The organism is Micromonospora sp. NPDC049497 (genome assembly GCF_044465805.1).
Classification (GTDB): Bacteria; Actinomycetota; Actinomycetes; order Mycobacteriales; family Micromonosporaceae; genus Micromonospora.
Window position 1 is genome coordinate 176,358 of the sequence record NZ_JBITMC010000009.1, and the last position, 19,184, is coordinate 195,541.

The window sequence follows — 19,184 nt, forward strand, 5'->3', positions numbered from 1 at the left end:
TTCACACTACAGCCCGGACGGAGGCGCGGGGCGGCGGCCCGGCGGATCCGGGTCCGGCGGTTTCACCGGGCGCGTACCGGTGCCCGACGCCCACCCCGCCCGCGGTTCCTGGCCGGCCGGCGACGTGCCGGCCCGGGACGGTTCGTCCGGCGCCCACGGCCGGCCCGCGCCGCTGGACCTGTGGGCCGCCGCCGCGTCCCGCCCGGCCGCCGGCCCGCCGCCCATCTCGGCTCCACCGGCCGGCTCGGCGTCGCCCGCTCCGGCGCGGCGACGCCGGTTCCTGCCGATCGTGCTGGCCACCGTGCTCGTGCTCGTCCTCGCCGCCGTCGGGCTGGCCGTGGTCCGTCCCGGCCCGGTCGGGGAGTGGCTGGGCGACGAACCGAGCGCCCCGCAGGCCGCCGCCCGGCAGCCCGAGCCGGCGCCCGTCGCGGTGCTGGCCGCCGCCGACCCGAACGCCCCGCTGCCCACCGCCCAGGGCGTACGCGCGGCGCTCGGCCCGCTGGTCGGCGTACCGGCCCTCGGCGACCGGGTCAACGTCTCGGTCGTCGACGTCGCCACCGGCCAGTCGCTGTACGGACGGGGCGAGGACGCCGGCACGGTGCCCGCCTCGGTGACGAAGCTGGTCACCGCCGTCACGGTGCTCGCCGCACGTGGCTCCGGGTACCGCATCCCCACCCGGGCGGTCGCCGGTGCGACTCCCGGCGAGGTGGTGATCGTCGGCGGCGGCGACCCCACCCTCGCGGTCGACAAGAAGGGCTTCTACCCGGGTGCGGCCCGGCTGGACGACCTGGCCGGGCAGGTGAAGAAGGCGCTCGGCGGCACGAAGCCGACGAAGGTGGTCGTCGACTCGACGCTCTACTCCGGCCCGGTCCACGAGCCCGGCTGGGACTCCGACATCCCCGACGGCGGGTACGGCGGGGCGGTCACCGCCCTGATGGTCGACGGCGCACGCAGCGACGTGCCGCAGGCGAAGAAGGACCACGAGGACGGCAACCACGCCGCCGACCGGGTGTCCCAGCCCGACCTCGCCGCCGGCCGCTCCTTCGCCCGGCTGCTCGGGGTGCCGGCCGACGCCGTCACCAAGGGGAAGGCGCCCGCCGCCGGTGCCGGCGCCACCGCCGGGGCTCCCGGCACCGAGCTGGGCGTGGTGTCGTCCCTGCCGATGGTCCGGCTCGTCGACATCATGATCAGCGACAGCGACAACCTGGTCGCCGAGGCGCTCGCCCGGCAGGTGGCGCTGGCCCGGGACGAGCCCGCGTCGTTCGCCGGCGGCGGGAAGGCGATGGACGCGGTGGTGGCCGAGCTGGGGCTGCCGGCCGACGAGCTCTCGCTGGCCGACGGCAGCGGCCTGTCCCGCAGCAACCGCATCAGCCCGTCGTTGCTCACCGACGTGCTCGCGCTGGCCGGTGACGGCACCCGGCCGGACCTCGCCGCGATCTTCGGTGCGCTGCCGGTGGCCGCCTGGTCCGGCACCCTCACCGACCGCTTCGAGGGCCCGGCCCGGGTCGGCGCCGGGCTGGTTCGCGCCAAGACCGGGACGCTGTCCCGGGTGCACGCGATCGCCGGCCTGGTCAGCACCGCCGACGGTCGGCTGCTCAGCTTCGCCGTCCTCACCGACGACGCGCCCCCGGACGGCCTGACCGCCGCCCGCTCCGCCCTGGACCGCATCACCGCCACCCTCACCACCTGCGGTTGCCGCTGACCCGGGCCGATCGTCGAGCCCGGGTTCGGGTGTTCCCGCGCGGGTACGGTGGGTGCATGGCGCAGTTCGTGGACTGGGATCTGGCCGCCGCGACCGCGGGGGCGCTGGGAAAGTCGGGCCCCCGGGTGTCGTACGCGGAGGCCACCGACGTGGTCTCCGACCTGCGGCGGTTGACCGACGAGGCGGCCGGGCACGTCGCCGAGTACACCGGGCTGCGGTCGCAGGTGTCCCACCCGCCGGTGCGGGTGGTCGACCGGCGGGACTGGGCGGCGACCAACATCGCCGGGCTGCGCGAGGTGATCACGCCGCTGGTGGGCCGCCTGTCGAAGGACAGGCAGCCCGGGGTGCTGACCGAGGCGATCGGCTCCCGGGTGACCGGCGTGCAGGCCGGCACCGTGCTGGCGTACCTGTCCGGCCGGGTCCTCGGCCAGTACGAGGTCTTCTCCGCCGACCCGGGGCAGTTGCTGCTGGTCGCGCCGAACATCGTCGAGGTTGAGCGCAAGCTCGGCGCCGACCCGCGCGACTTCCGGCTCTGGGTCTGCCTGCACGAGGTCACCCACCGGACCCAGTTCACCGCCGTGCCGTGGATGCGGGCGTACTTCCTGGGTGAGGTGCAGGCGTTCGTGGACGCCTCCTCCAGCGGGGGCGAGCACCTGCTGGAGCGGCTGCGCCGGGGCGTGGCCACCCTCTCCGACGCGGTGAAGGACCCGGAGAGCCGCACCAGTGTGCTGGACATCGTGCAGACTCCGGCCCAGCGGGCCGTGCTGGACCGGCTCACCGCGCTGATGACCCTGCTGGAGGGGCACGCCGAGTTCGTGATGGACGGCGTCGGCCCGCAGGTGATCCCGAGCGTCGAGCGCATCCGGGCGTCGTTCAACCGGCGCCGGGAGACGGGCAACCCGCTGGAGAAGGCGATCCGCCGGCTGCTCGGCGTCGACGTGAAGATGCGCCAGTACGCCGAGGGCCGCAAGTTCGTGCACGGTGTCGTCGAGCGGGTGGGCATGCCCGGGTTCAACCGGATCTTCTCGTCCCCGCTGACCCTGCCCCGGCTGGAGGAGCTGGGCGATCCGGACGCCTGGGTGGCCCGGGTGCACGGGCCGGCCGGCCCGCTGCCGGCCGCCGGCTGACCGTACGACCGTGGCCGCGCTCGCCCCACCCGTGGCCGCGATCCGCGTCGCGGTCCGGCGAGCCCTGACCGGCCTGCCGGAAACCGGCCCGGTCCTGGTGGCCTGCTCGGGTGGCGCCGACTCGCTGGCGCTGGCCGCGGCGACCGCGTTCGTGGCGCCCCGGCTGGGCCGTCCCGCCGGTCTGGTCACCGTCGACCACGGGCTACAGGAGGGTTCGGCGGAGCGGGCCGAGGCGGTGGCGGCGTGGGCGCGCGGGACGGGCCTGGCTCCGGTCGAGGTGGTCCGCGTCGACGTGGGCGGCCGGCCGGGTGGTCCCGAGGCGGCCGCGCGGGAGGCTCGCTACCAGGCGCTGGGCGAGGTGGCCGGCCGGCACCGGGCGGCGGCGCTGCTCACCGGGCACACCCGCGACGACCAGGCGGAGACCGTGCTGCTCGCCCTCGCACGCGGCGCCGGCCCACGGGGCCTGGCCGGGATGCCGGCGCGGCGGGACCTGCCCGGGGTGCCCCTGCTGCGGCCGTTGCTGGACGTGAGCCGGGAGCAGACCCGCACGGCGTGTGCGGTGCTCGGGCTCGACCCGTGGGAGGACCCGCACAACGCCGATCCGTCGTACGCCCGGTCGCGGGTGCGGGCCGACGTGCTGCCGGCGCTGGTCCGCGCGCTCGGGCCGGGGGTGCTGGACAACCTGGCCCGCACCGCACGCCTGGTGGCGGCGGACAACTCCGCCCTCGACGACCTGGCGGGGGTCGCCCTGGCCGAGGTCCGGCACCCCGACGGCGGGCTGGCGGTACCCGCGCTGGCCGGTCTGGCGCCCGCCGTGCGGAGCCGGGTGCTGCACGCCTGGGCCCGGGAGCTGGGCGCACCGCCCGCCGCCCTGTCGCACCGGCACGTGACCGCACTGGAGGCCCTGGTGAGCGGGTGGCACGGCCAGGGGGCGGCGTACCTGCCGGGCGGTCGGCGGGTGGTCCGCCGCGACGGCCGCCTGACCGCCGTCGGCCCCATCTGAGCCGCCCGGACCGTCCCCCACCCCGGGGTGAAAGGAAGGGCCCCTTTTTAACACCCGTTGTTAACAGGGGGCCCTTCTACTACCGCAGGCGTTAAGAAGGGGCCCTTCCTTACCGCCGGGCGGCGGTGTGCGGGAGCCGCCGGAGGCGGTAGACATGGCGGATGGCGTACCCCCGGAAGCCGATCTTCGCGCCCCGCGGCGCGGTGGCGACCAGCCACCCGCTGGCGGCGGCGGCCGGTCTGGCCGTGCTGCGGCGCGGCGGCAACGCGGTCGACGCGGCGCTGGCCGCCGCGACGACCCTGACCGTGGTGCAGCCGCCCTCCAACGACATCGGCGGCGACCTCTTCGCGATCGTCTGGGACGGCGAGCGCCTGCACGGCCTGAACGCCTCCGGCCGCTCGCCGGCCGCGCTGACCCGGGCACTGGTCGACGTGGTGACCGCCGGCCGGGCGGTCGAGCCGGTGGACGCGCTCGGTGGTGCGCAGGCCCGGGGGCCGGCGATGCCGGCGCGGGGCTGGCTGCCGGTGACCGTGCCCGGCGCCCCGGCCGGCTGGCGGGACCTGCACGACCGATTCGGTTCGCTGCCCTTCGCCGACCTGTTCGCCGACGCGATCGGGTACGCCGAGCACGGACACCCGGTCTCCGCCGGTGTCGCCGCCGCGTGGTCCCGCGCGGTCGCCGGGCACGCGGGCCTGGCCGGCGAGGAGTACGCGGAGTTCGGGCGGGTCTTCGCCCCGGACGGCAGGGCACCCCGGCCCGGCGAGTGGTGGCGGAACCCGGACGCCGCCCGGACGCTGCGCCGGATCGGGGCCACCGGGGCGGAGGACTTCTACTCCGGCGACATCGCGGCGGCCCTGGACGCGCACGCCGCCCGGACCGGCGGCTTCCTCACCGGCGTCGACCTGGCCCGGCACACGTCGACCTGGGCCGACCCGGTCCGGGTCCGCTACCGCGACCACGACGTGTGGGAGCTGCCACCGCCCGGGCAGGGGCTCGCCGCGCTGCTGGCGCTGCACGTCCTCGACGGCACCGACGTCGCCGCGCTGTCCCTGGAGGAACGGCTGCACCGGCAGGTCGAGGCGGTCAAGCTGGGCTTCGCCGACGCGCACGCCCACGTGGCAGACCCGGAGCGGGCACCGGTGCCGGTCGAGGCCCTGCTCGACCCCGCGTACGCGGCGGTCCGCCGGACGCTCGTCACGGACCGGGCCGGCGATCCCACCGCCGGGGATCCCGAGCGTGGCGGCACCGTCTACCTGTGCACCGCCGACAGCGGCGGGATGATGGTCAGCCTGATCCAGTCGACGTACCTGGCCTTCGGGTCGCACGTGGTGCTCCCCGGGCACGGGTTCGCCCTCCAGAACCGGGGCCTCGGCTTCCGCCTCGACCCGGCGCACCCCAACGCCGTCGGTCCCGCCAAGCGTCCGTTCCACACGATCATCCCCGGCTTCCTGAGCCGTGACGGCGTGCCGGTCGGCCCGTTCGGAGTGATGGGTGGGCACATGCAACCGCAGGGGCACGTGCAGCTGGTGTCCGCCACCCTCGACGCGGGACTGGACCCGCAGGCGGCGCTGGACGCGCCGCGCTGGTACTGGCACACCGGGCGCACGCTGCTGGTCGAGCCGGAACTGGTCGCCACCGCCGAGGGCCGGGAGGCGGTCACGGGGTTGCGCGCCCGGGGCCACGAGGTCACCGTCGCGGCCGAGGCGTCGCTCTTCGGGTACGGGCAGGCGATCTGGCGCCGTCCGGAGGGTGGCTACGCGGTGGGCTCGGAGTCCCGGGTGGACGGAGGCGCGGGCGGCTACTGACCCCGCGCGGCGGCCTCGACCCGGCACCGGAACGTGGTGCGGTAGCCCTGCGGGGTGGTGCCGACGCGGCGGGCGAAGTGGTGCCGCAGTGCTGCGGCGTCGGAGAAGCCGGCCCGGTCGGCCACCACCTCCACGCTCAGCCCGGTGTCCTCGAGCAGGCGGCGGGCCAGGAGCACCCGCTGGTTGGTCAGCCAGTCGTGCGGGGTGGTGCCGGTCTCCGCACGGAACCGGCGGGCGAAGGTCCGGGGGGCCATCCCGGCGCGCTCGGCGAGGTCGTCCACGGTGACCGGGCGGTCCAGGTGGCCCATCAGCCACTCCAGGACCGGCTCCAGGGTGGGCGCGTCGGGCGTCCGGGGGATCGGTGCCTCGACGTACTGGGCCTGTCCGCCGTCCCGGTGCGGCGGCACCACCATCCGCCGGGCCAGCCGGGTGGCGGTCGCCGAGCCGTGCGCCTGGCGGACCAGGTGCAGGGCGGCGTCGATGCCGGCCGCGGTGCCGGCGCTGGTGAGCAACCGGCCGTCCTGGACGTACAGCGAGTTGCACCGGACCCGGGCGGTCGGGTGGCGCCGTTGCAGCTCGTCGACGTACCTCCAGTGGGTGGTGCACTCCCGGCCGTCGAGCAGGCCCGCCTCGCCGAGCACGAACGCGCCGGAGCAGACGCTGAACACGTACGCGCCCCGGTCGGCGGCGCGGCGCAGCGCGGCGAGTACGGGCGGGGGGACGGCCGTGCTCTCGGCGTGCGCCGGGACGGCCACCAGATCCGCCTCGTCGACCGGCCCCAGGTCGGCGTGCGGGGTGAGCAGGAAGCCGGACCGGGTGCGCACCGGCTCGCCGTCGGCGGTGCAGACGGCGAAGCGGTAGCCGGGGAAGCCGTCGGCCGTCCGGTCGGTGCCGAACACCTCGGCGAGCACGCCCAGCTCGAAGGTGGCGACGTCCTGGAGGGCGATGACGGCTACGGATCGGAACATGTGACGAGGGTAACCGTAGAGGTGGCAGGAAATCGAGGTTCAGGGGCAATCCTGCCGCTGTCGGACCGGGGGGGCGGAGCGCAGACTTACTTGTGTCCGGTGCGCACCGGCGGCGAAAGCGACAGGAAACGGATGAAAGTGAGCGCCGCCATGGAGTTCCTGCTGTTCCTCTTGTTCCTTGCCCTCTTCGGCCTCGCCTCGGCCGCCGGCCTGACCGTCGACAGCCGCGACTCGGCGGACTGGAAGCCGACCCGCGAGGGTCGCCGCTGGCGATCCCGCGCCTGCTGAGGTGATTGGTGGGCTTCGGGGCATAAATCCCGGGCGGGACCGCTCCAAAAGGGGCGGCCCCGCCGACGGAGGCCCATCCGCGTACGGCAGGCTAGGAGTCATGGCTGACGGCTCCTGGTACGACGCCGACATCGATCACGTCATCATCTCCGAGGCGCAGATCCGCGAGAAGACCGCGGAACTCGCCAAGCAGGTCTCGGCGGACTACGCGCACGTCGAGGACGGCCTGCTGCTGGTCTGCGTACTCAAGGGCGCCGTCATGTTCATGGCGGACTTCGCCCGCGCGCTGGGCCGGCAGGGCCCGCCGGCCGAGCTGGAGTTCATGGCCGTCTCCTCCTACGGGCAGGGCACCACCTCCTCCGGCGTGGTCCGCATCCTCAAGGACCTGGACCGGGACATCGCCGGCCGGCACGTGGTCGTGGTGGAGGACATCGTCGACTCCGGGCTGACCCTCTCCTGGCTGCTGCGCTACCTGGAGTCCCGCTCGGCGGCGAGCGTCGAGGTGGTCGCGCTGTTCCGCAAGCCCGACGCGGTGAAGGTTCCCGTGCCGGTCAAGTACGTCGGCTTCGACATCCCGACCGAGTTCGTCGTCGGCTACGGCCTCGACTTCGGCGAGCGGTACCGCGAGCTGCCCTACGTCGGCGTGCTCAAGCCCGAGGTCTACGCGCGCACCTGAGCACACCCCATCGGCGTTCATCGAGCGGACGTTCAGCGGGTTCTCAGCTGGTCGGACTACGGTGTAGGTCGGTGGCGTGGAGGCTCTACTCCACGCCCGTCCCCTCGACCCGCGTGACCGGGCGGTCGGGAGGCCGGGCGGGGAGCTCCCGCCACGCCGGCCCAAACCCCGGTTCGCCGTACGCGTAAGTGCTGGGCTCGCAAGCTCGCATGTGGCACGCACTGAATCCTCTTTGTGCGCGACTGCGGGGCTCGCAAGCTCACTCCTCGCGCGCACGGTGTACCGTCGAATGACCGTGGCGCGGCAGTATCCGCGCCCCGGGGTCGAGGCCGGCCCGCACGGCGGCTCCGGCCGCCGCGCAGGCGGCGACACCATCAGACGGTCAGGACGTCGATCAGGAGGATGCGGGCGTCTCGGCGCTCGACTACAGCATGGAACGTACGCGTTTCTTCCGCCGACCGGTGGTCTGGATCATCCTGGTCATCCTCGGCGCCGTTGTGCTCAGTCAGCTGTTCACCAGTGGTCCCAGCTACCACCGGGTGGACACTTCCGTCGCGCTCGACCAGCTCAACAAGGGCGGTATCGAGAAGGTCGTCTTCCAGGACAAGGAGCAGACGCTCCAGCTGGACCTGAAGGACAAGGCCAAGTTCGGTGACACCGACACCGACCGGATCGAGGCGCAGTTCCCGTACGAGGTCGGCGACGAGGTCTGGAACGAGGTCCTCGAGGCCAAGGCGAACAACCGGGTCACCGGCCCGGCCGACGTCAAGGTGTCGTCCGACAGCATCTGGGTGAGCCTCTTCGTCAACCTGCTCCCCATCGTCCTGCTGGTGCTCCTGCTGCTCTTCTTCATGTCGCAGATGCAGGGCGGCGGCTCCCGGGTGCTCAACTTCGGCAAGTCCAAGGCGAAGATGATCACCAAGGACACGCCGAAGACCACGTTCGCGGACGTGGCCGGCGCCGAGGAGGCCGTCGAGGAGCTGCACGAGATCAAGGACTTCCTGCAGAACCCGGCGAAGTACCAGGCGCTCGGCGCGAAGATCCCGAAGGGCGTGCTGCTCTTCGGTCCGCCCGGCACCGGTAAGACGCTGCTGGCCCGCGCGGTCGCCGGCGAGGCCGGCGTGCCGTTCTACTCGATCTCCGGTTCGGACTTCGTGGAGATGTTCGTCGGCGTCGGCGCGAGCCGGGTCCGCGACCTCTTCGAGCAGGCCAAGGCGAACGCCCCGGCGATCGTCTTCGTCGACGAGATCGACGCCGTCGGCCGCCACCGCGGCGCCGGCATGGGTGGCGGTCACGACGAGCGCGAGCAGACCCTCAACCAGCTGCTCGTCGAGATGGACGGCTTCGACACCAAGGGCGGCGTCATCCTCATCGCCGCCACCAACCGGCCGGACATCCTCGACCCGGCGCTGCTGCGCCCGGGCCGCTTCGACCGGCAGATCCCGGTGGACGCGCCCGACATGGAGGGCCGCAAGGCGATCCTGCGGGTGCACGGAAAGGGCAAGCCGTTCACCCCCGACGTCGACCTCGACGCGGTGGCCCGGCGTACCCCCGGTTTCAGCGGTGCCGACCTGGCCAACGTGATCAACGAGGCCGCGCTGCTCACCGCGCGTAAGGACCAGCGGGCGATCACCAACGACTCCCTGGAGGAGTCGATCGACCGGGTGATCGCCGGTCCGCAGCGCCGGACCCGGGTGATGAGCGACCAGGAGAAGAAGATCACCGCGTACCACGAGGGTGGGCACGCGCTGGTCGCCTGGGCGCTACCGCACGCCGCGCCGGTGCACAAGGTGACGATCCTGTCCCGGGGCCGCTCGCTGGGCCACACGCTGGTCCTCCCCACCGAGGACAAGTACACCCAGACCCGCGCCGAGATGGTCGACACCCTGGCGTACGCCCTGGGTGGCCGGGCCGCCGAGGAGCTGGTGTTCCACGAGCCGACCACCGGCGCCGGCAACGACATCGAGAAGGCCACGCAGCTGGCCCGCGCGATGATCACCCAGTACGGCATGAGCTCCAAGCTCGGTGCGATCAAGTACGGCACCAGCGGCGACGAGCCGTTCCTCGGCCGCAACATGGGCCACGAGCGGGACTACTCCGACGCCGTCGCCGCCGAGATCGACGGCGAGATGCGGGCGCTGGTCGAGCTGGCGCACGACGAGGCCTGGGAGATCCTGGTGGAGTACCGGGACGTCCTGGACAACATCGTGCTCGAGCTGATGGAGAAGGAGACGCTCTCCACGGCCGACATGGCGCGGATCTGCGCGCGGGTGGTCAAGCGCCCGCCGCTGGCGCCGTACAACGGGTTCGGCAAGCGGCAGCCGTCGACCGAGCCTCCGGTGCTGACGCCGGCGGAGAAGGACGCGCTCAAGGTGCAGGCCCAGGCCGACGGCGCGTCCGTGGGCGGCGGCCCCGCCTCGAACAACTCGGACGGCACGCACTGAGCACGGACCCGAAGGCCAGCCCCCGGGACTCCCGGGGGCTGGCCTTCTCCGCGACCGAGCCCGACGACGACGGCCTGGACTACGTGGCCGCCCGGCTGATCAGCGGCAAGCTCAGCGGCCGGCCCGTCGAGGACACGATGGACCTCGGTCGGATCGAGAAGGCCGTCCGGGAGATCCTCATCGCCGTCGGTGAGGACCCCGACCGGGACGGCCTCCAGCAGACACCCGCCCGGGTCGCCCGGGCGTACGCCGAACTCTTCGCCGGCCTCCGGGTCGACCCGGCCCAGGTGCTCACCACCACCTTCGAGGCCAACCACGAGGAGCTGGTGCTCGTCCGGGACATCGACGTGATGAGCCTCTGCGAGCACCACCTGCTGCCGTTCCGGGGCAGCGCCCACATCGGCTACATCCCCGGGCCGGACGGCCGGATCACCGGCCTGTCCAAGCTGGCCCGGCTGGTCGAGGTCTTCGCCCGTCGTCCCCAGGTGCAGGAGCGGCTGACCTCGCAGATCGCCGGCCTGCTCATGGAACGGCTCGCCCCGCGCGGGGTGATCGTGGTCCTGGAGTGCGAGCACATGTGCATGGCAATGCGCGGCATCCAGAAGTCGGGCGCGCAGACCATCACCTCGGCCGTCCGTGGCACCCTGCAGCACGACGCGAAGTCCCGGGCCGAGGCGATGACGCTGATCATGTCCCGCTGACCGCTCGACGTACGCACCGGCCGGCCGACCCGTACCTGGGTCGGCCGGCCGAGGCGTTTCCGGCGCGGCCGGCGCGGGTGTCGTCGTCAGCCGGCGAGCACGGCCAGCAGCAGCACGGCGCTGACCAGCACCGCCGGCAGCAGGCAGACCAGCGCGCCGAGCCGTGCCGTCCGGTCCACCCGGCCGCCGGGGCCGGCCGGGAACAGCCGGCCCACCCCCGTCCAGCCCGCCGCGAAGGCCACCGCGGGCATCGGCAGCCCGCAGACCAGCGCCGCCACGGTCACCGCGCCCGCGCCGGAGGTCAGCAGCACCACCACCTGCAACAGCGGCACCAGCAGCGCCAACGGCCCGTAGACCAGCAGGTTGCGCGGTGCCGCCGGCCAGGCGGACGGACTGAACACGCCCCGCGCCGCCAGCGCCGTGTCGGCGGCGTCCGCCCGGGCGCGGGCCGTGCGCAGGCCGGCCAGCACCGCCGCCGGCCCACCCGCCATCGCCCGGGCCGCCTCGGTCACCTCCGGCGGCGTGGGCACCAGGGAGATCGCCGGGACGCCCCGCTCCCGTAGCCGGCTCTCCTGCGGCGCCAGCCGCGTGCGTACCGTGCTCAACTCCTCGCGGGCGGCCTGCACCGACCGGGCCTGCTCACCGGCGGCGGTGGCGGCGTCCCGCCGTACCCCGTCGAGCTGGCGGGCGGCGGCCAGGTAGTCGGTCCACGCGGCGGCCACCGGGTCGGCGGCCGTCGTGCCGCCCTCCGGCGCCGGGGCGGCGGTCCGTTGCCGGCCCGGCCCCGACGTCCTGCTCCGTGTCGTGCCGCGGCTCATGGCTGCTCTCCGTCGTCGGCGAAGGGAACCAGGACGGTGCCCCGCTCACCCGGGCCGTCCCAGAGGACAACCCGGCCCGGGCGGGGCCGCCACTCGACCGGCCGGCCGAAGACCGACGCCAGCTGCGCGCCCGGCAGGTCCACCAGGGCGACCGCGGCCAGCTTCTCCACCTCACCCTCCGGGTCGAGCAGGGCCCCGAACGGCGGCACGGTGCGCCAGCGCCCCAACAGGTGCCGGCCGGCGGCCGGCCCCTCGTGCAGCAGCGTCCGCCACCGGTCCGGCGGCAACGTGGTGGCGGGAACCGCGCCCACGTCGAAGACCACCAGGTACGCGGGTGCCGTGTCCTCGATCGCGGCGAGCAGGCCGGGAAGGTCGACCGTCTCGACCGTCTGCCGCTCGGCCAGTTCGGTTGCCAACGCCTCGGCGACCGGGCGTGACCCGTCGTCCGGCGCGTACAGCACGAAACGCGCGGTGCCGGGCGAGTGGTGCGCGGCCGTGCCGCGTGCCGCCGTCGCCAGCAGCCGCACCGCCTCCGGCCCGGGACCGAGCACCGCCAGGTTGCGCCCGGGAGAGGGGCCGAGCGGCACGGCTACGGTGGACCGCCCGACGTCCACCGCCCGGCCCAGCAGGGCGGCCGGCTCCGACGTCCGACCCGCCAGTGCGGCCCGGTGCCGGGGGTCGTTGCGCAGCGACGGACGCGCCCAGCCGGCGAACACCACGGGCGGGGCGGAGCCCTCCGGGCGGGCCGCCCACAGCCGCTGCCGCAGCTCCGCCACCGTCTCCGGGTGGTCCTGCGGGTCGGGGAACCGGACCATCCTCTCGTGCCCGCGGATCGCGCCCCGAGGCCCACCGAGCCCGCCGGCCGTGTTCACCACCGCGCTGCCCACCGGCAGTCCGGCCGCCGAGTCGTTCGTCGGCTCCAGCACGGCACCGCCACCGGGAAGCGCCACCCGCACCGGGAACTGCCCGAGCACCGAGTCCCGGTCGGTACGCGCCCCCAACCCCAGGTCGCCCTCACCGGCCAGCACCAGGTGCACCCCGTACGCCCGGCCCGACCGCGCCAGCGCGTCCAGCCGCGTGGCGGCCTCCACCGCCAGCCGGTCCCGCTCGGCGAAGAGCAGCGGCAGGTGGTCGAGCACGCAGACGATCCGGGGCATCGGCCGGTGCTGCCGTAGCTCGCCGAAGCGCTGCCCACCGGCTCGCGCGCCGGCCTCCTCCCGCCGGCGCACCTCAGCCGCCAACTCGTCGAACAGGCCGAGGACGTACTCCCGGTCGGCGGCCATGGCCGCGGCCCGTACCTGCGGAATCCACGAACGGTCCCGCTCGGTCTGGAGGAACTCCACGAAGGACTCCCCGTCGCCCAGATCGACCAGGTACAGGGCCAGCTCCTCGGGGCCGTACCGGGCGGCCAGACCCAGCAGCGCGGTGGTGAGGAACGTCGACCGGCCGGCACCGGACCGGCCGCTGACCAGCCAGTGCGGGGTCAGCTCGGTGAAGCCCAGCGACACCGGCCGGCCGCCGGCGTCACCCACGGTCGTCGCGATCCCGTCGGTCGCCCCCGCCGTCCACAACTCCTGCTCCGGAGGGGGCAGCAGGTCGGCCAGCGCCAGGCGGGAACCGGCCTCCACCTGAGCCGCGAGCCGTCGGCACACCGCGTCGACCAGATCCGCCGGCGGGTCCGGCTCGATGAACACCGGCGAGTTCAAGCCGCCCGGCTGCTCGGTTCCCGGCCCCGCGTACGGGGTGTCGGGCGGATCGCCCAGCAGCGCGTACGCGGTGCGCATAGCGATCGTCGTGGCCCGGGGCAACGGCACCCGGCCTGGTCCCTGCTCGGTGGGGGGATCCGGGGCCGGGTTGGCGTTCCCGGCCGGACCGGTGGTGGCGGCCGTCCAGCCGGCGACGACCAGGTGCAGCCCGGCCGGCGGGCCCTGCTCCGCCAGCGCCGCGATCCTTGCCAGATCCGTGGCACCGGTCGACTCGGGCAGCGCCGCGACCACCAGCAGCACCGTTCGGTCGTGGCGGCGGCGTCCGCTCGTACCCGGAGCCACCCACTGCTCCGCCTCGGTCAGCACCGCCCGCAGGCCCGTGACGTCGGTGGCCGGAGGTGGCAGCAGGCCGGCGTCCGCCAGCGCCGCGAACGGCGCCAGAACACCACCCGTGGCGTCCACCGCGCGGACCAGCAGCGCCCCGGCCGGCGTCGCCGCCAACAACCGCAGGAGTACGCCGCGGAGCAGACCCGCCACCCGGGGTTCCCGGGCGTCGGCGTCGACCGTGAGGTGGCCCGTGCCGAACAGCGGCACCAGGGCGGGAAAGCGGGCGTCGTCCAGGGGTGCCGCCGTACCGACGCGGACGAAGGACGGCGGGCCGTCACCGGCTGGCACGGTCGGGGCCAGTGTCTCCAGGGCGGCACCGGCCCAACCGGGTGCCAGCACGGCCGCTGCGGCGCGGAGCCGCTCGGCCAGCTCGTACTGGCGTCCGTGGTCAGCCGGCACCGGGCGGGTGTCGTCGAGGATCTCGGCGGCGGCCAGGGCGGTCGCGGCGGCCCGGCGGTGCAGGGCGGCGGCGCGGCTCGTGCGTGCCCTCGGACCGGCCACGGCGTCCACCCCCTCTGCGCGAGGTCGGCAACCTCTCCCCGCGCAGAGACCGTAACTCAGGTGGAGTCTCCACCGGCGGAGGTGCGGCGGCGCTGCGCCGGTGTTGTCGCGGATCTCACCGATGCGGAGTGGTCCGTCACGATCCGCTGCATCTGAGGCATTGGGTCCACCGCGCCCAGCCGTTAGCCTCAGGGGGTGGAATCAGTGCAGCCCCCCGCCGGTTCCCAGGTCTCCCGTGTACCGGCGCAACGGCCCCCCTCGGACCACCTGGCGCCCCCCGGTCCGGCGCCCGCCCCGGAGCGGCCCCGGCGGCGACTCCGCACGGTGCTGACGGTGGTCGCGGCGGTGCTGACGTCCCTTGTGCTCGGCGGGATCGTCGCCGGATACCTGCTGTACGACCGCGCGACCGCGCCGGACCGCAGCGCCCCCGACGTCGTGGTCGACAACTATCTTCGGGCGTTCCTCGTGGACCGCAACGACACCCGCGCCAACCTTTACACCTGCGACGGCGGCGGCGATACCGGTCGGCTCCGGGCCCTACGTGACGATCTGGTCGCACGCGAGCAGCGTTTCGGGACCAACCTCTCGGTGAGCTGGGGCAGCCTGCGGGTGGAGCGACAGGGCAACAGCGCAGATGTCCGGGTCGACCTCATCATCTCCGCCTATGTTGACGGCATCTCGCAGAGCGACCGGCAGCCCTGGCGGTTCGCCACGAAGCTCGGTGATGACGACTGGGGGGTCTGCGCCGGGACGCCGGGCGGTTGAGCAGTTACTCGATCCAGAGCAGGTGAACCGGCACCTCCAGAGTGCTCGGTGCCTGTCCCCGCCAGGCCCAGCGGTACCACTCCATCTCCGGCGTGACCCGGACGCAGATGTCACCGTCCGCACCCGAGTAGGTCTCGGTGACCGCCCGCAGGTCGCGATGTTCCACCGATTCGGCGACGTGCACCACCCGGCGGCCGGCGACCGCGTCCGCCTCGAAGACGGGTGTCGGCGCCCGGTGCGCCGGGACGTCCAGCGACACCAGCCGGATACCCGTCTCGTGAGCGGTTCTCCGGGACGGCGGGCGCGCCCCCACCGTCTCCACCCAGACCCGCTCCACCGGCACCAGCGGGGCGAAGACCTCGACCTGGTCGGCCTCGGCGCGGTACCACTCGTGCTCCGGGATGACCGGCACGTAGGTCCGGCTGCCCTGCACCACGCGCTCGTCGGCGCGCAGGTCGCCTCGCCAGCCCAGACCGGGTAGGCCGACCAGGACCCGCCGCCCCCGCAGGTCGACCCGGGTGGTGGCGGGAACGATCTCGATCGGCCGGGGCGGCAGGGGTGCCCAGTCCGGCTGGCCCGCGAAGGGATCGGGCAGCGGATCGGTCATGGCCTCGAGCGTCTCATCCCGCGCTCCGCAATGGGGCGCCGCGGTCCCGCATGAAGGGCACCGGGTCGATGGCGCTCCGGCTGCTGCGGTCGCCGTCGGTGTGGACCTCGTAGTGCAGGTGCGGCCCGGAGGAGTTGCCGCTGCTGCCGACCGCACCGATCACGTCGCCCGCCTCGACCATCTGCCCCGCACGAACCTGGGGCCGGCTGATCATGTGGCAGTAGCGGGTGACGACCTCGCCCGCGTGCAGGATGTCCACGAACCACCCACAGCCGCCCTTGTCCGGGAAGCCGTCGACGTCGCAGGTGAGCCGCCCGCTGCGGTCGGGGTCGCACTTGGAGATCAGCACCCGGCCGGTAGCGGCGGCCCGGATCAGCGTTCCCTTCGGCGCCGCGATGTCGACGCCGTTGTGCGCCGGTCGGTCCGCCGTGCGGAACCCGGAACCGACGCCACCGGGGATGGGGGCGGTCCAGCCGGATGCGGCGATCGCACCGGCGGCCGCCACGTCGCAGGTCTGCCGTCCGCTGACGAGCGCCGTCCGCGCTGCCCCGCCGGCCAGTGCGTTGACGATCGTCCCGGCCAGGTCCTCGTGCTTCGCGTACGCGTCGGGAAACGCGCTGACCTGGACCTTCTGAGCCGCGAGGGTGAGCGGCATGTCCTCCCAGCCGGGGATCTGGGCGAGCTTCTCGTAGAACTTGCGGGCGGCGTACTCGGGTGTCATCCGCTGCGCGACGCTGCCCCAGCCGGCCCGCTGCTGGAACAGGCCGACCGAGTCGTGATCCGCCCCGACCCCCTCGTTCGGGATGGTCCGCGAGTCGGGGACCCTGCTGTTGGCCAGGTTGCGCAACCGGGACTCCTGCATCGCGGTCGCGACGGCGACCACCCAGCCGCGGGGCGGGACCTTCATCTCCTGCCCGACCTTGATGATCCGCGCGGCGTTGCGCAACTGGACCTCGCCGTACTGGGAGAGGCGGGGCATCTCACCGGTCACGGTGACCCGGAAATCGCCGGTGCACTCCTGACTGGCCAGCGTCAGCTGGTCGGGACCCTCGCCGCCCAGTTCGGTGAGGAGGAAGGCGCCGGCGCCGCCGGTGCAGCAGAGCAGAATGAGGGCCGCGGTCAGGGCGGCGGCCAGGGCACCAACCCGGAGCCGGCGGGGCGGTCGCACGTCGTCGCTCATTCCTGCTCCCAGTCCACCGCGTCCACCAGCCACCGCCCCTCCGGCGCCACCAGTTCCAGCCGCAGCCGCCCGGTGTCGAGCGGGACCAGGACCTCGACGAACCTCTCGGTCCGGGGTTGGAGGGTGACCTCGTCACTCACCCGGGTCGCCGGCACCCCGGCCGGTTCCGCGCCGGCGAGCTTCTCGGTCAGCGCGGGCGTGGAGAGCGGGCGCATGTCGGATTGCCACTGCTCCGCGCTGACGCCCGGTCGGCCGAGCCACGCCGTCACGAACTTTCCGGCGGTCTGCTCCGGCGTCAGCTCACCCGGCCGGGTCACCGGTGCGGGAGGAGTGGCCGTCGCGACGAGCCCGTCATCGCCAGCGGTCGGGGCGACCGTGGTGATCGGCCGGCTCGGGCGGTTGCTGAGCCCGGCGGCCGGATCGCCCGGTCCGCTCACCAACCGCGCCGCCCCGATCACGCCGAACACGACGACCGCGAGGAGGAGCGCGACGCCGAGCCGGGACCGGAGGGCCCGGGTGAACAGGAATTCGATCGCCCGTCGCACCGCAATCACCGTGCCTCGGAGCGGATCCGGGGAGTAGTCCGATCGGGTTCGCGTTCCGTGGAGCCCGGCCGGTAGATGACGAAGGACGGATTCTCTTCCGGGACGTCGGGCTCCGTCCAGGTGGCCGGCTGCCGGCGGCGGGGCCGGGGGGCGACCGGCCGCCCGGTGGAGCGCTCCTCGACCGCGGGCGCCCTGTCCTCGGTCCGCTCGCGGCCGTCCGGGCGCTTGCTCCCGTCGGCGCCGCCGGCCGAGGTGCCGGCGTGCGACGGGTCCTCCCGGCGTGCCTCGGGTCGGAGACTGGTCTGCTCCGTCACGACCTGGCCCCGTCGGCGGCCCAGGGCGGGCTCGTTCGTACCGCCGGGCTCCGCGACATCCAGACGAGCAGCGGTCCGCATGTCCCGGAAGAAGCGCCGGTGCCAGGAGCCGGCCGAGCTGACCGCCTCGGAGCTGTCCTTGCCGCCCAGTTGGGTGATCCGCCGGTACGGGCGCAGCAGAAGCCACCCCACCACACCGCAGAGCCAGACCAGCACCACCTGGAGCCAACCGGGCAGGGTCGACGTGCTCATGATCAGGTCGACCGCGAAGAGGTAGATGGCCGCGCCGGTGCCGAAGATGGCGATGTTGAAGACGGCGGCGACCACCGCGTTCGCGAGCCGCCGCAGGCCGGCGCTGGCCGGGCGCAGCAGACCGACCGTGCCGAGGATCGGCGCGGCGATCACCGCCCAGCGGAAGATCAGGAAGCCGAGCAGCACCAGGAGCGACGCGGTCAGGTCGAACATCGCGAACAGCAGCGAGGCGAGCACCGCGATGAACCCGGCACCCACCCGGTCCATGTCCCGGACGCCCTGGAGGTACTCGTACGCCTCCGGGTCCTCCTGCTCGATCTGCTGCGCGACCCGTGCCCACTGCTGCTGCTTGGCCTTGATCGTGGCCTCGCGGGTCGCCGGGTTCGACCGAAGCTTCTCGGCCTCCTCCCAGGAGAGCGACTTCGCGTCGTAGAGGGCCGGGCCGTACTTCTTGGCGGTCTCGCTGTCCGCCGAGCCGAGCACACCGCGCAGCCAGTTCCGGTAGAGCATCGACTCGGTCGCCGTGTCACTGGCCCGGACGGCGGGCGGTCTCTTGTCCACGCACGCGTCCGGATTGGGTACGGCACACCTGTCCGGAGGTGTGTCCTTGGAGGTTGGTCCGACGGCGTCGTGGACGACGCCCAGCGTGGTGACGAGCGTCCCGTCGGCGATGTTCGCGGATTTGACCGGCCAGGCGGCCAGGGCGGTCACCGCCACCATCACCAGGAGGGCCCAGCCCGCCGTGGTCATCGCGTTGCTCATGTCCGACTGGCGCGACCGCCAGAGCAGGTAGAGCCCGACCACGCAGAGCGTGACGATGCCGAAGACACTGAACACCTTCTGGTAGACGGCCTTGGTCGCCTGGTCCACCAGAGGATCCGCCCAGCCCCACATCGAGCGTGGATCCCAGGCCCGCTCGCGCAGAGCGTTGGATGCGCCGACGATCGCTGTGGCGATCATGAACTCGCCGTTGGCGACCGTGTTGGTGAACTTGTAGTCGGGGTGCAGCACGGCTGTCGCGCATCCGGTGTCCACGTCGTAGGTGGTGTAGCTGTATCCGGCGTACCCGTAGTCGCTGTAGAAGCCCTTCGGGCCGGGCTGTTTGGCGGAGTCGGGGCGGGACGCGAACCAGCCGGCGAGGCCGGAGTCCGGAGCGCTGGGCGTGGGGGCGTTCCGGCACTTGACGTCGTCCTCCGCGACGTCCTTCAGCTTGGCGACGCAGGCGCGGAAGTCGGCCTGCCACTCCTGGGTGGTGCAGAGGTCACCGGGTGCCTGGGCGGCCGCCGACGCCGGTGGCGCCGCGGTGGCGCCGACGGCCGGCCAGCCGATGGTGGCCCCGGCCAGTACGCCGAGGGCGAGCAGGAACGCCGCTGTCCGTGCCCGGGCCCCGGCCAT

Annotated in this window: 16 protein-coding genes; 9 read left to right on the top strand and 7 right to left on the bottom strand. The window is 74.0% G+C overall.

Annotation, left to right across the window (positions count from 1 at the left end):
* Positions 1 to 223 precede the first annotated feature (223 nt).
* From dacB to ACIBR0_RS15405, 4 genes are all read left to right on the top strand, one after another.
* Entirely contained in the window at positions 224 to 1,702 is a 1,479-nt protein-coding gene (dacB, locus tag ACIBR0_RS15390) for a D-alanyl-D-alanine carboxypeptidase/D-alanyl-D-alanine-endopeptidase (protein WP_396716074.1), read from the top strand.
* 56 nt (positions 1,703 to 1,758) lie between these two features.
* Entirely contained in the window at positions 1,759 to 2,829 is a 1,071-nt protein-coding gene (locus ACIBR0_RS15395; RefSeq protein ID WP_396715998.1) for a zinc-dependent metalloprotease, read from the top strand.
* Between the two features lie 10 nt (positions 2,830 to 2,839).
* Entirely contained in the window at positions 2,840 to 3,832 is a 993-nt protein-coding gene (tilS, locus tag ACIBR0_RS15400; RefSeq protein ID WP_396716000.1) for a tRNA lysidine(34) synthetase TilS, read from the top strand.
* A gap of 161 nt (positions 3,833 to 3,993) precedes the next feature.
* A complete protein-coding gene (locus ACIBR0_RS15405; protein ID WP_396716002.1) occupies positions 3,994 to 5,637 on the top strand; it encodes a gamma-glutamyltransferase family protein in 1,644 nt (547 codons plus the stop codon).
* Here the strand turns inward: ACIBR0_RS15405 and ACIBR0_RS15410 are convergent.
* Complete coding sequence (locus tag ACIBR0_RS15410) at positions 5,631 to 6,605, bottom strand: GlxA family transcriptional regulator (protein ID WP_396716004.1); 975 nt, start codon at positions 6,603 to 6,605, stop codon at positions 5,631 to 5,633. The two genes, ACIBR0_RS15405 and ACIBR0_RS15410, sit on opposite strands and share 7 nt — an antisense overlap.
* Positions 6,606 to 6,743: 138 nt before the next feature.
* On the opposite strand from ACIBR0_RS15410, the gene ACIBR0_RS15415 reads away from it, so the two are divergent.
* The 4 genes from ACIBR0_RS15415 to folE all read left to right on the top strand — a co-directional run bounded on the left by ACIBR0_RS15415 (position 6,744) and on the right by folE (position 10,714).
* Positions 6,744 to 6,893 carry a hypothetical protein gene (locus ACIBR0_RS15415; RefSeq protein ID WP_396716082.1) on the top strand — a complete coding sequence of 50 codons (150 nt, stop codon included), beginning with the start codon at positions 6,744 to 6,746 and terminating at the stop codon, positions 6,891 to 6,893.
* Between the two features lie 100 nt (positions 6,894 to 6,993).
* Complete coding sequence (gene hpt, locus ACIBR0_RS15420; protein WP_357036858.1) at positions 6,994 to 7,569, top strand: hypoxanthine phosphoribosyltransferase; 576 nt, start codon at positions 6,994 to 6,996, stop codon at positions 7,567 to 7,569.
* A gap of 431 nt (positions 7,570 to 8,000) precedes the next feature.
* Complete coding sequence (gene ftsH, locus ACIBR0_RS15425) at positions 8,001 to 10,013, top strand: ATP-dependent zinc metalloprotease FtsH (protein WP_396716006.1); 2,013 nt, start codon at positions 8,001 to 8,003, stop codon at positions 10,011 to 10,013.
* Positions 10,014 to 10,051: 38 nt separating this feature from the next.
* Positions 10,052 to 10,714, top strand: a complete 663-nt coding sequence (gene folE / locus ACIBR0_RS15430; RefSeq protein WP_396716076.1) for a GTP cyclohydrolase I FolE — start codon at positions 10,052 to 10,054, stop codon at positions 10,712 to 10,714.
* Between the two features lie 86 nt (positions 10,715 to 10,800).
* Here the strand turns inward: folE and ACIBR0_RS15435 are convergent, their stop codons facing one another.
* Positions 10,801 to 11,532 (bottom strand): hypothetical protein, encoded by a 732-nt coding sequence (locus ACIBR0_RS15435; protein WP_396716008.1) that lies wholly within the window; start codon positions 11,530 to 11,532, stop codon positions 10,801 to 10,803.
* Positions 11,529 to 14,135, bottom strand: coding sequence for an FtsK/SpoIIIE domain-containing protein (locus ACIBR0_RS15440; protein ID WP_396716010.1), 2,607 nt, complete (start codon positions 14,133 to 14,135; stop codon positions 11,529 to 11,531). The genes ACIBR0_RS15435 and ACIBR0_RS15440 overlap by 4 nt, the downstream gene beginning before the upstream one ends.
* Positions 14,136 to 14,330: 195 nt before the next feature.
* On the opposite strand from ACIBR0_RS15440, the gene ACIBR0_RS15445 reads away from it, so the two are divergent.
* Positions 14,331 to 14,891, top strand: coding sequence for a hypothetical protein (locus ACIBR0_RS15445; RefSeq protein ID WP_396716078.1), 561 nt, complete (start codon positions 14,331 to 14,333; stop codon positions 14,889 to 14,891).
* A 4-nt stretch (positions 14,892 to 14,895) separates the two neighbouring features.
* On the opposite strand, the gene ACIBR0_RS15450 is transcribed toward ACIBR0_RS15445, so the two are convergent.
* The 4 genes from ACIBR0_RS15450 to ACIBR0_RS15465 are packed head-to-tail and all read right to left on the bottom strand — an operon-like array spanning position 14,896 to position 19,184.
* On the bottom strand, positions 14,896 to 15,498 hold the full coding sequence (locus ACIBR0_RS15450; RefSeq protein ID WP_396716012.1) for a hypothetical protein: 603 nt from the start codon (positions 15,496 to 15,498) through the stop codon (positions 14,896 to 14,898).
* A 13-nt stretch (positions 15,499 to 15,511) separates the two neighbouring features.
* Entirely contained in the window at positions 15,512 to 16,678 is a 1,167-nt protein-coding gene (locus ACIBR0_RS15455; RefSeq protein WP_396716014.1) for a M23 family metallopeptidase, read from the bottom strand.
* Positions 16,675 to 17,232 carry a hypothetical protein gene (locus tag ACIBR0_RS15460; protein WP_396716016.1) on the bottom strand — a complete coding sequence of 186 codons (558 nt, stop codon included), beginning with the start codon at positions 17,230 to 17,232 and terminating at the stop codon, positions 16,675 to 16,677. Before ACIBR0_RS15460 ends, ACIBR0_RS15455 begins: the two co-directional genes overlap by 4 nt.
* On the bottom strand, positions 17,229 to 19,184 hold the full coding sequence (locus ACIBR0_RS15465) for an MFS transporter (RefSeq protein ID WP_396716018.1): 1,956 nt from the start codon (positions 19,182 to 19,184) through the stop codon (positions 17,229 to 17,231). The genes ACIBR0_RS15460 and ACIBR0_RS15465 overlap by 4 nt, the downstream gene beginning before the upstream one ends.

Bases quoted from the DNA above. Each gene is read 5' to 3' on its own strand.
- ACIBR0_RS15395 (WP_396715998.1), top strand. From the start codon at position 1,759: ATGGCGCAGTTCGTGGACTGGGATCTGGCCGCCGCGACCGCGGGGGCG.
- ACIBR0_RS15405 (WP_396716002.1), top strand. From the start codon at position 3,994: ATGGCGTACCCCCGGAAGCCGATCTTCGCGCCCCGCGGCGCGGTGGCG.
- ACIBR0_RS15410 (WP_396716004.1), bottom strand. From the start codon at position 6,605: ATGTTCCGATCCGTAGCCGTCATCGCCCTCCAGGACGTCGCCACCTTC.
- hpt (WP_357036858.1), top strand. From the start codon at position 6,994: ATGGCTGACGGCTCCTGGTACGACGCCGACATCGATCACGTCATCATC.
- ftsH (WP_396716006.1), top strand. From the start codon at position 8,001: ATGGAACGTACGCGTTTCTTCCGCCGACCGGTGGTCTGGATCATCCTG.
- ACIBR0_RS15435 (WP_396716008.1), bottom strand. From the start codon at position 11,532: ATGAGCCGCGGCACGACACGGAGCAGGACGTCGGGGCCGGGCCGGCAA.
- ACIBR0_RS15450 (WP_396716012.1), bottom strand. From the start codon at position 15,498: ATGACCGATCCGCTGCCCGATCCCTTCGCGGGCCAGCCGGACTGGGCA.
- ACIBR0_RS15455 (WP_396716014.1), bottom strand. From the start codon at position 16,678: ATGAGCGACGACGTGCGACCGCCCCGCCGGCTCCGGGTTGGTGCCCTG.
- ACIBR0_RS15465 (WP_396716018.1), bottom strand. From the start codon at position 19,184: ATGGCCGGGGCCCGGGCACGGACAGCGGCGTTCCTGCTCGCCCTCGGC.